Source organism: Pseudomonas sp. BF-R-19 (assembly GCF_019956445.1).
GTDB classification, from domain to species: Bacteria; Pseudomonadota; Gammaproteobacteria; order Pseudomonadales; family Pseudomonadaceae; genus Aquipseudomonas; species Aquipseudomonas fluorescens_BH.
Window position 1 is genome coordinate 80,477 of sequence record NZ_JAHBDN010000040.1, and the last position, 10,801, is coordinate 91,277.

At 59.2% G+C, this 10,801-nt stretch carries 8 protein-coding genes and 2 rRNA genes; 6 read left to right on the forward strand and 4 right to left on the reverse strand.

The genetic code is table 11. The annotated features are described in order from the left end of the window. The first annotated feature begins 46 nt into the window (after positions 1-46). A complete protein-coding gene (locus KGB28_RS08970) occupies positions 47-385 on the forward strand; it encodes a tryptophan synthase subunit beta (protein WP_223444286.1) in 339 nt (112 codons plus the stop codon). A gap of 56 nt (positions 386-441) precedes the next feature. Here the strand turns inward: KGB28_RS08970 and lapD are convergent, their stop codons facing one another. Further along, complete coding sequence (gene lapD / locus KGB28_RS08975) at positions 442-2,388, reverse strand: cyclic di-GMP receptor LapD (protein ID WP_223444287.1); 1,947 nt, start codon at positions 2,386-2,388, stop codon at positions 442-444. Positions 2,389-2,402: 14 nt separating this feature from the next. After that, positions 2,403-3,095 (reverse strand): cysteine protease LapG, encoded by a 693-nt coding sequence (gene lapG, locus KGB28_RS08980; protein WP_223444288.1) that lies wholly within the window; start codon positions 3,093-3,095, stop codon positions 2,403-2,405. Positions 3,096-3,290: 195 nt separating this feature from the next. Here lapG and KGB28_RS08985 point away from each other — a divergent pair, with 195 nt between their 5' ends. The 5 genes from KGB28_RS08985 to KGB28_RS09005 all read left to right on the forward strand — a co-directional run bounded on the left by KGB28_RS08985 (position 3,291) and on the right by KGB28_RS09005 (position 10,347). After that, entirely contained in the window at positions 3,291-4,001 is a 711-nt protein-coding gene (locus KGB28_RS08985) for a GntR family transcriptional regulator (RefSeq protein WP_223444289.1), read from the forward strand. Positions 4,002-4,730: 729 nt separating this feature from the next. Beyond that, complete coding sequence (locus KGB28_RS08990; RefSeq protein ID WP_223444290.1) at positions 4,731-5,507, forward strand: DUF3050 domain-containing protein; 777 nt, start codon at positions 4,731-4,733, stop codon at positions 5,505-5,507. Further along, a complete protein-coding gene (locus KGB28_RS08995) occupies positions 5,504-6,433 on the forward strand; it encodes a diiron oxygenase (protein ID WP_223444292.1) in 930 nt (309 codons plus the stop codon). Before KGB28_RS08990 ends, KGB28_RS08995 begins: the two co-directional genes overlap by 4 nt. A gap of 13 nt (positions 6,434-6,446) precedes the next feature. Next, positions 6,447-9,857, forward strand: a complete 3,411-nt coding sequence (locus KGB28_RS09000) for a non-ribosomal peptide synthetase (RefSeq protein ID WP_223444294.1) — start codon at positions 6,447-6,449, stop codon at positions 9,855-9,857. Positions 9,858-9,879: 22 nt separating this feature from the next. After that, a complete protein-coding gene (locus KGB28_RS09005; RefSeq protein WP_223444296.1) occupies positions 9,880-10,347 on the forward strand; it encodes an SRPBCC family protein in 468 nt (155 codons plus the stop codon). Between the two features lie 105 nt (positions 10,348-10,452). Here the strand turns inward: KGB28_RS09005 and rrf (KGB28_RS09010) are convergent. Both rrf (KGB28_RS09010) and rrf (KGB28_RS09015) read right to left on the reverse strand, forming a co-directional pair. After that, a 5S ribosomal RNA gene (rrf, locus tag KGB28_RS09010) occupies positions 10,453-10,568 on the reverse strand. A gap of 108 nt (positions 10,569-10,676) precedes the next feature. Beyond that, a 5S ribosomal RNA gene (rrf, locus tag KGB28_RS09015) occupies positions 10,677-10,792 on the reverse strand. Between the last annotated feature and the right edge of the window lie 9 nt (positions 10,793-10,801).

A 10,801-nucleotide genomic window follows, 5' to 3' on the forward strand; every position in this document is an offset into this window, starting at 1 on the left:
TATGCTGCTGACAGCACGACGCTGGCTCAAATCCGAGGGGTGCTCAATGTTTTACGTGCAACGCGATGCGCAGGGCCTGTTGGTACGCGTGGAACCCGCCGCCTACGCCGATGCCACGGAAACGCTGGCGGCCGACAATCATGAAATCCAGGCCTGGTTTGCCAACGCGGCGGTGGAGAACAGCCTCAAACAGCTCAAGCAAAGTGACCTGGAAATGATCCGGGTACTCGATGACTTGATTCAGGTGCTGACCCAGAAAGGCGTGATACGCGTCACCGACCTGCCGATGGCGGCCCAGGCCAAACTGATGGACCGGACCCAGGCGCGTGAGGCGTTGGGTGGGTTGAGTCAGTTGATCGATGAGGATGAAAGCGGGTTGATCTGATCATTGATTTTCAGTGACTGTTCCAACCTCATCGCGGGCAAGCCAGCTCTAAAGAGTTACTTCCAGGGCTTGGGCTCGCCGAACAACTGGCCTTGCACACCGTATAGCCCCATCTCGCGAATCACCGACAACTCGCCTTCCGTCTCGACCCGCTCGGCAATCAGCGGCAAATCGATGCTGTGCGCCGCTCGCTGGATCGCCTCGATGAACAGGCGTTTATCACTCTCCAGGTCAATGGCCCGAATATAGCTGCCATCGATCTTCAGGTACGCCAGCCCCAGCCGTGCCAGGTTGCCGATCATGCTGAAGCGTCCACCAAAACGTTGCAGGCTCAGGGAGAAGCCAAGCTCACGCAGGCGCCGGGTCAGTTGCTCCAGCACCGCCTGGTCAGGCAGTTGCTCTTCACCAATCTCCAGGGTCAGGCGCGGGCCGAGGTTGGAATGCGCACGCAGTATTTCGAAGATTTTGTTTTGCGCCTGCGGGTCGGCCAAGGTGGCCGACGACAGATTCAGTGCCAGCGACGCCTCATGCCCGCTCATTTGCTCCAGCACCCGCTCGAGCATCAGCCGATCCAGACGCGCAGTCCAGCCGAAGCGCTCCAGCCAAGGCAGAAAACGCCCGGCGGGGATGGTCTGACCGTGCTCGTCGAGCAGTCGCGACAGCACTTTGTAATGCAGTACCAGTTGCGTGTCCTGGGCGGCGACTACCGGTTGGAAATACAGCTCGAAACGCCGCTGTGTCAGCGCCTGGTCGAGCATCCGATGCCAGGCGTGGTGATCGTCGCCGACACTGGCCGCAAGGCTATGTTCGATACAGGCCCAGTTCTGCTCGCCCTGGCCTTCGGCCTGCGCCAGCGCCTGATCGCCCAGGCTGAGCACGGTTTGCGGTGAATCGCCGTGAGCAAAAGGCGCCAGGCCGATAGATGCCACGGCAGCCACATCGGTGGCGCCGGTAGCGTGAAGACTGGCCAAGGCACTGTCGAGGTTCTGCGCCAGTTGCAGCGCTTCTGCCCGCACCAGCCCCGGTGCCAGTACGGCAAATTCGCCACCGCGGATACGGGTGACCAGGTTCTGGGTTTCCGGGTATTTGGCGCACTCGCGAGACAGTTGCTCACCGACGGCTTTGAGCACTTCATCGGTACGCTGACCACCAAGACGCTGATTGAGACCGGCCAGATCCTTGACCCGTAACAGCAGCAGATAACCGGAACTGGCCTGCTCCGGGTTACTTACCCGCGCATTCAGTTGCATTTCGAAATAACGCCGGTTGGCCAACCCGGTCAACGAGTCCTGATAGGACTCGACCCGCAGTTTTTCACTGCGCTCGGCCTGCTCCTGGAACAGCGCCTTGAGCTTCTCGACCATCTGGTTCATGGCCTGCACGACCCGGCGAAGTTCGGGGGTGCGCGGCAGTTCCGGCAGGCTGAGAAATTCCCGGCGGGCGATGGCATGGGATTGCTGGACCATGTAATCCAGCGGTCGCAATTGCTGACGCAACAACAGTGCGCCGAGTACCGCACTGACCGCGCCACAAAGCAGCAACCAGCCCAGGCTGCCCAAAGCGCTTTGCCACAACTTGGCCAGCGCGAACATCGGGTGGCTGACCACCTCGACCCGGGCTGCCTGCTCCCAGCCGCGGCTGACGATCGCGTCACCACCGGCAGGTTCCAGGCCGATCAGTTTGACGAACCAGTCCGGAACGTTGTTGACCGCCGGAATGCCTGTGCGCTCGACCAGGGTCTGGTCGGTCTTCAGATCGACCACGCGGATGCTCGCGTAGTAACCGCTGTCGAAAATCGAGCTGACCAGCAACTCGACCATCGCCGGGTCGTCGATGTTCGGTGTCAGGGAAAGCGCCAGCGCCGTCGCGGCGTCCTGGGCATGGGAGTGCAACTGGTTGACGTACTGAGTGCGCGAGCTCTCCAGACTGACCATGAAACTACCGGTGAAGGCGACCACCAGGAACAGACAGATAGCAATCAACAGCTGTTTGAACAAAGACATCTGAGCGTGTGCTCCTAGTTATTCGTCTGGACCGGGAATCCTTCGGCCTGCATTTTCTTCAACACATCCTGCCAACGCGAAAGGCGTTTGGTATCACCGACCTTTTTGTTGCCCTTGGCACCCGGCAACCACAACCCTTCTGCATTGAAAGAGTAGACCGGCAGCAAATCCGTTCGTTGGCTGGCCGGCTTGATTGCATCAATCAGGCTGTCGAGCACCAGGGGCTCGACTTCCGGACTCGAGTAGTAGGTCAGCACCATATGCGCGCGGTTCTGGGTCAGTGCCTTGACATAGGTGATACGCAGCTTTTCACTGGCTACACCGAGGTGACGCAGGCTGAAGTACTTGGCAATAGCGTAGTCTTCACAGTCGCCAGCGCCTTTCCAGAGGGCTTCGATCGGGGTTTCCCAGTAGTCGACTTCATGCCACAGGTCGATGTCTTCGACGTATCGCAGCTGTTTGTTGAAGAAGCGATTGACCACATTGAGTTGTTCCAATTCGCCGAGCTGCTTCTGACTGGCCAGCAAGTATTGCCAATCATTAATGCGCTGCTGACCTTCTCCCAAAGGTCCATACAATGCCTGCGCCCGTCGGCTGATCAGGGAAAAATCCCAATCGGCGCTCAAGCTGCCCAGCATCACGCCAGCCAGCAGCAATGCGCTGCACAGCCAGCGTAAAATCCGGGGAATCGTTAAACTTGCCGCCAATGCGAGGCATCCTGGATAGGCAGGAGGGAGTCGTTTGAATGGTGAAGGTTAGACCGGGAAAAGACAATGGCACAGTGAGATCACTGGCGGCGCGCTAAACTGCAAGAAAGGCACTCGTGAGCCTGTTTGACAAGCCGTCAGTCAGTCACTAGGGTCACTTGGATCCAAAAAATTCCATCAATCAGGGTGCGTTTAGTGACACAAAAGCCCAACCCTCTCAGCAGTATCAAGGTCAACGGGCCGATTCCCGCTCATATGGCACGCTCGGTGATCGAAGAAACCCTGCGCGCGGCCATACTCGACGGGCGCATTCCTTGCGGTGCGGCCCTGCGCCAGCAAGACCTCGCCGACCTGTTCGGCGTCAGCCGCATGCCCGTACGCGAGGCCTTGCGCCAGCTCGAAGCACAATCGTTACTCAACGTGATTGCCCATAAGGGCGCCGTGGTCGCGCCGCTGGTCCAGGGCGACGCCGTGGAAACCTATGCGCTGCGCATCCTGCTGGAATCCGAAGCCCTGCGTCTCTCGGTGCCACTGCTCCGGGACGAAGATCTCGAACAGGCTGCCCGTTACATCGACGAACTCGAAACGCAAAGCGACTACACCGAAATCGGCCGGCTCAATCGCCTGTTCCACATGGCGCTTTACAGCCGGGCGCCCAATCGCCGGCTGTTGGATCTGGTCGAAGACGGTCTGATCGAAGAAGAGCGGTTCCTGCGTTTCAACCTGGAAGCCATGGGCCTGGGCAAACTGTCCCAGGACGACCACCGGGCACTGTTGCGGGCCGCCGAAGAGCGGGACGTCGAACGCTCCGTGAAGCTGCTTGAACATCACCTGAACCGAGGGGTCGAGGTCATTACGCGCTACCTCAACAGCCCTGAAGTCCAGGCCAGGAACAGGTCGAAGTAGCCCGCGGCGGCAAGCCCGGGGAACCTATCGAAGGGTTCACCTCGCTTGCCGCGCTTCCCCCCCCCAAAAAATGCTCCGCGAATAATTTGATTACAAATCCCCCCGCCCCATGCCACACCACCTTTGCGGCGCCATGCCGCGCCCCAACGCCCCGCCGCCTTAAAACCCGACCATTGCAACGTTTGCGTGATGCCTCAGTAATGGCGGCCACCTCGATTTACGCCCACTCTGGATAACCAGGACAAATAACGGGTGACGCTCCGTGCAAATGGAGCGGTCCCTGCCCCCAGAAGCGAAGGAAGGAGCCTCATCACGGGAACGGAAGGATCGGCATTACGCGCGACCCGCTTCCACCCCCTCAGACACCCTCAACGACGTCCGTAAAAAGTTACTTCGAGTGAGGCATTCACTCTTTATTCAATTCTGACTTATATAAGCCGGAAGGAGTAACTACGCCAAAATAAAACCAATATAAAAAGTTTTATTGAAACTTGTCATCTTCAAAAAAGTTGAATATTAAAATAATACCGAAACAACTTGATCAACACTTTATATGTGTATTAGCTTTTCTTCGCCGTCAGCCACAAACGGCCACAACGCCCAAGCCACCTGGCATCCACGGTACTGAAAAAGATCAATTAGTTTGAGGCACCCGTTCGCCAGGAGAAAATTTTCAGCGAACTTCAGTGCTTGATCAGTTCTCACCTCAGATCATTTACAGGCTCATCCATGAAACCAACTAAAGAACGTCTGATTCAAAAAAAATCCGAACTTAGCGAACACCCGATCTTCTCTGAAATACATTCGCTGCCGATCCTGCGACGCTTCATGGAAACCCACGTGTTTGCCGTATGGGACTTCATGTCGCTGACCAAGCGCCTGCAACAGGAACTGACCTGCGTGCGACTGCCCTGGCTGCCGCCGCAGGATCCCCAGGCCGCGCGGTTGATCAACGAGATCGTACTGGGTGAGGAGTCGGATGATCGCCCGGTCCAGGGCCATTACAGCCACTTCGAGTTGTACCTGGATGCAATGCGCGAGGTCGGCGCCTGCACCGTTGCCATCGAACACTTCGTGGCCCTGCAGCAAGAAGGCGTGAGCTACGACGTGGCCTTGCAGAGCGTCAAGGTCGATCCGGCGGCCGCCAATTTCGTCCGCCATACGTTGCACACAGCACTGCATGCGCCGCGGCACAGTGTGGCGGCGGCGTTTCTGCACGGTCGCGAGAGCGTTATCCCGCAGATGTTCCAGCGCATCCTCGACGATTGGGGCATCGGCATCGAGCAGGCGCCGACTTTCCGGTACTACCTCGAACGGCACATTGAGGTCGATTCCGAGGACCACGGCCCGGCAGCGCAAAGGCTCCTGTCGCGACTGGTCGATAGCGACCCGCAACGGCAGGAAGATGTGTATGCCAGCGCTATCGCTGCCGTGGAAAGCCGCATTGCCCTGTGGGACGGGTTGCGCCTGAGCATGAACGAATCCGTCGTGGAGGTGAGCGCATGAACGCCGCCGACTACCAATCCTTCGCCGACGCCTGGGAGAGCCGCGCGACCATCCGCACCCGCCCGCGCCGCATGCTGGAGAACGACGGCAAGCTGATCTACCCCTTGAGCCGCCAACCGTTGGTGCTGAGCGAAACCTTTCTGCGCGAATGCCCGGAACAGCGCGACTTCGCCCTGGTGCAGACGCTCTACAAGTTCATCAACGATGTGGTGATTTTCGAAACCGAGATCGTCGACAAAACCGCCCGCAGCATCGCCAAGAATCGCTTCGCGTTCGAGTTCCCGTTCGCCTGCCGCTACGACGCCATGACTGTCGTGGTGGACGAGGATTACCACGCGCTGGTGGCGATGGATTTCATGCAACAGACCATCGCCATGACCGGCATCACCCCCATTGAGTTGCCGGATGAGATCGAGCTGAGCCGGGCGATACCGGCGGCCGTGACGCTCGCACCGGAGCACCTGCGTAGCGCCGTAGAACTGATCTGCGTGGCCATCGCCGAAAACACGGTGACCGGTGATGTCGCCGCGTTCGCCAAGGACGATACGGTCAAGCAATCGATCAAGGGCCTGATGGCCGATCACTTGCTGGACGAGGGGCGCCATTCCGGTTTTTGGGCGCGGCTGGTACGCATCTACTGGCATGCCGCAAGTGCAGAAGATCGCCAGTGCATCGCGCAGATCCTGCCGGTGTTCATTGCTCATTACCTGACCAACGACATCCAGAAATCCTTCGACTTCCGCTTGATCGATGCACTGCAGATCAACGACGCGGCGCGCCACGCCCTCAAGAACGAAATGTCGGGACTGGCCTTCCCGATCAATCGCCATCACCCGCTGGTGGCCAACATTGTGCGGTTTTTCCACAGCAGCTCGCTGCTCGATTCGCCGTGCGTACAAACCGCCCTCAGCGACTACCTGGTTTGACGAGGAGCCCATCATGAGACGTCTCGACATCTTGCTCAGCGGACAAAGCCAGGCCCTGACCGACCTGGCATTGGAACTCGAACAACACGGTCACTCATTGACGCGGATATCCCCACTCGACGAAATGCCGGGGCCTGCGGATCTACTGATCGACGATGGCACGTCGCTTCAGTTCAGCTGTCAGGCGCCACGACTGACATTGCAGTTGGGCCTTGGCCTGCCGCAGGCGTCCGGCCTGCCATCGCTGGACGTGTTGTGCTGCCATGGTTCAACGCTGCTGAGCCGTGTACCCATTGCCGATGAACCGTCGGGTAACGGCCAGGCGTTGCGTATGCAGACCATGACGGCACTGGTTGACCACGTGGCGCTGCTGGTCAGTCGCTACTCGCGCGATGCCGACTATTTGCGGCTCGCCGAACCCGCCGTACCTGTTCGCTTCGAGCGCATCGAGAGCCTGCGATTCCTGGACAGCCTCGCGTTCGTGCATCGACTCAATGCCACCGCTGACCCACGACTGCAACAACTCGCGCTAACGCCGATGATCGAAAGGCTGGAACAGCAATGCATCCAGAGCGCCGATCATCCGGCCTTGAGCGTCGATGGCAACACCCTCGACTATCGCCAGTTGCACGCCCACAGTCGCGCCATCCAGCAACGTCTGCGACCGCTGTTGGAGCAGCATCAAGGTCCGGTCGTCATCGGGATCTGCCTGCCCAAATGCAGTGCGCTGTATGCTGGAATCCTGGCGATCCTGGGCAGCGGCGCGGTGTGCTTGCCGCTGGAGCCGAGCCATCCGTTGCAACGTCAGCAGTACATCCTGTCGAATGCCGGCGCGGTGTTGTTTCTGCATGACGGCGAGCATCCCCTGGCGAACGAGATGCCAGGGCTGGACATCAGCAATATCGATGCCCATGAAGCAGACCTCTCTCAACCTTTGATGCGCCAACGCCCCGACCTCGATGCGCCCTGCATGGCCCTCTACACCTCGGGCACCACCGGCCATCCGAAGGGCGTGTTGCTCAGCCAGGCCAACCTCGCGCACTTCACCCACTGGTACGCCGACTATGTGCAGCTGACCAGCCAGAGCCGGGTGTTGCAGTTTTCTTCGTTGGGTTTCGACTCGTCGGTGATCGACATCTTCCCCACCCTGTTGCAGGGCGCGGAACTGATCGTGCCCGGCGATGACCAACGCCGCGATCCGCTGCAACTGGTGGAACTGATTCGTCATCGGCAACCGAGCCACGCCTTTTTGCCGCCGGCCTTGTTGAGCATTCTGCCGCTGGAGCAATTGCAGTGCCTGGATCATGTAATGACCGGCGGCGATGTCTGCGAGCCGTGGGTCATCGAGCAACTGAGCCGTCAGGGCAAGCTCTACAACCTCTACGGGCCCACCGAAGCCACGGTGCTGATTACCGCGCGCAAACTCCAGGCAGGCGACAACAACCGCTCGCTGGGCGCTCCAATCGCCAACAGCCAGGTGTTGATTCTCGATGACGACTTTCAACCGGTGGTCGAACAGACGGTCGGCGAGTTGTACATCGCCGGCCCCGGTGTGTGCCTGGGTTACCTGAACAACCCGCAGCAAACCGCTGAGCGCTATCTGCACTTGAACTTGCCCGATGGCTGGACCCTGCGCATCTATCGCACCGGGGACATGGCGAAGTGGACGGCTGAAGGGATAGAGCTGTGCGGTCGGCGTGATAATCAGGTGAAGATTCGCGGCTTCCGGGTCGAGCCTGAAGAGATTGAGCGCTGCCTGCGCGACAGTCAGTTATACCGCCAGGTTGCCGTGGTCATCGATAGCCAGCGGCGGATTCTGGCTTTTCTTGCCCAACCCCGGGAAGACCTTCCCGGCAGCGCTCGCCAAGCGTTGAAGGCTCACGCGACACAGCACCTGCCGGACTACATGCACCCCCTTGCATGGACCGAGCTGGCAGATATGCCCTACGCCAGTAATGGCAAGGTCGACCGCAAAGCGCTTCTGGAGCTGCCGCTCAACGTCACCGAGCACCCTCCACGACGCCTGCCCGCCAGCGCCGATGAGGCCCTGCTGCTGGAGATCTGGGCCGAGTTGCTGGAGCTGCCGGCGAGCGACATATCCACCGACGAAAGCTTCTTCAATCTGGGCGGGCACTCGATCCTGCTGTCGCGCATGCTCCTGCGACTGCGCGAGGAGTTTGGGCGCAGCATTTCGATCAACCGTTTCATCGAGCTGCCCACCCTAGAGAAACTGGCGACACTGGTACGCGGCTCCGGCAGCGAAGAAGTGCTGAGCGAACAGGCCATGCGCGATGCCTTCCGCGAACTGGATGTTCAGCCGCTGCCCGTCAGCCGCATGGGCGATGTGCACAAGGTAATCGTCACCGGTGCCAACAGCTTTGTCGGTGTACACATCGTCGAGGCGTTGCTGGCCTGGGGTGCCAGCGAAGTCGCCTGCCTGGTCCGCGACAGCAATGGGCAATCGGCGGACGAGCGCTTTGCCCAGGCGTTACGGGAGAACCGTCTGGAGCATCTGGATATGAGCCGGGTGCGGGTTTACGCAGCAGACATCACGCGCCCGGAACTCGGTTTGGCGGCGGAGGTTTACCAGCGACTGGATCAGGAGTTTGGCGCTCTGGTGCACAACGCGGCCAACGTCAATCACGTCCTCGATTACGAGTCGCTCGCCCGGGACAACGTCGAGCCGATTTTCGAGTGCTTGCGCTTGTGCGAAGGACGCAGCAAAAAAATCTTCAACTTCGTCTCGACACTCTCGGCCTCCAGCACGATATCCGCCGATGGCCGAGTGCTTGAGTTGCCGGCCGCACCGACGCCACCAATCTACATCAAGAACGGCTACAACCTGTCCAAATGGGTCGGCGAGCGCATCCTCGAACGGGCGCGGGAGCTTGGGGTGCGGGTCAATCTCTACCGCCCCGGCAACATCAGCTTCAACAGCCTCACGGGCGTGTGCCAGCCGCACAAGAATCGCCTGATGCTGATGCTCAAGGGCTCGATCCAGCTTGGCCAGGTGCCGGAGTTCGCCTTGAACTTCGACTTGATGCCGGTGGACTTCCTCGCCCGATTCATCGCCTTCCACGCCAGTCGTTATCAACCGGAACAATCCGTATTCAACCTGCACAACCCTGAACCCCTGAGCTGGGACAACTACGTGGCGTCTTTCCGCGAAGCAGGGCGCGAATTCGCGATGGTCAGCGTTGCCGACTGGCAGCAGCAACTGGGTCGGGTCGACAACAACAACGCGTTGTTCGGCGTGCTGGGGTTCTACCTCAATGGCTTCGAGGAGGACATCGGCGATATCTCGATGATCGGTCACGACAACGCCCAGGCCGGTGTTCGGCTAATGGGCGCGCACTACCCGCAAAAGTCCCCGGCGCTGCTGCGTCGCGGCTGCGACTACCTCAAAGAAATCAATTTCATCTGACTCAACCCAACGGAGCAAGACCATGAGCACTCTGCAACCCGATACCCTGGTCAAAAACCCTCAAGGCTGCCACGTGGTGTCCTCGGTGGACGTGCCCGCCGATGCTGCGCAGGTATGGGCTGTAGTCGGCAACTTTGCCGGCTTCGATCGCTTCATCCCGGCGCTGTCGCATATCGAAATGACTGGTGATGGCGTTTCATCGCTGCGCAAAAAGTTTTTCAAGGACGGCAACCTGGTGGTCGAACAACTCAACTCCCGGGACGACCAGGCACAGCACATGACCTGGACCACTATCTACAACACCTTGGGTGTGGCCAATCTGTGGGCAGCGATGCGCGTTGAACCACTGGGTGCGGGCAAGTCCCGAGCCACCTGGACCATCATCGCCGAGCCGGCGCAGGGAGGAGCCGAAGCGCTACCGGGCTTCAAGGCTTTCGTACAGGGTTTTGCCGATGATGCGATGAACAATGTGCTGACGCTGTTTGCATAAGACGTGAAAAAGCCCGTTGTGGAGAGGTTCCACAACGGGCTTTTCAGTACCCCTGAAACGACAAAACCCCTGTCTGCGTTAGCAGACAGGGGTTTCGGAATTCAATCTTGACGATGACCTACTCTCACATGGGGAAACCCCACACTACCATCGGCGATGCATCGTTTCACTGCTGAGTTCGGGATGGGATCAGGTGGTTCCAACGCTCTATGGTCGTCAAGAAATTCTGTGACCAGCGCGTTAGAAATTTAACGTGCCAGTGAAAACTGGTGACTTCTACTAAAACAAAACCCCTACCTGCATACGCAGATAGGGGTTTCGGAATTTAATCTTGACGATGACCTACTCTCACATGGGGAAACCCCACACTACCATCGGCGATGCATCGTTTCACTGCTGAGTTCGGGATGGGATCAGGTGGTTCCAACGCTCTATGGTCGTCAAGAAATTCGGG